Origin of the sequence: Streptomyces sp. SID3343 (assembly GCF_009865215.1) — a bacterium.
Lineage (GTDB): Bacteria > Actinomycetota > Actinomycetes > Streptomycetales > Streptomycetaceae > Embleya.
Window position 1 is genome coordinate 1 of record NZ_WWJX01000333.1, and the last position, 335, is coordinate 335.

Here is a 335-nt window from a genome sequence, read left to right on the forward strand (position 1 = left end):
CGTCGGCCAGCGCGAGCCAACACCGCGCGGGGTCCGCGCCGAGCCGCAGCGATGCCACGATCGGCCGCAACCGCGCCGCGAGCGGCCCACCCACCGCGTGTGCGACCGCCTCCGCCGCCTCGACCGGTGAGCTCCCGGCCACCAGACACGCCGCGAACAGGTCGGCGGCACACGGCAGATCGGCCCGCAGCCGCTCCCGCGACGCCCGCACCGAACGCGCCTCCAAACGCCCGAGCCGCCGATCGAGGAGGCCGGCCACCACGACGCCCACCCCGGCCCCGACCCATCCGCCCCACAGCGCGAACACCGCGACCCCGCCGAGTCCCGCCGCGAGC

Annotated in this window: 1 pseudogene; it reads right to left on the bottom strand. The window is 78.5% G+C overall.

Annotated features, from left to right (window positions below):
- Positions 1-335: pseudogene (locus tag GT354_RS11040) on the bottom strand (type II secretion protein F); the annotation flags it as partial.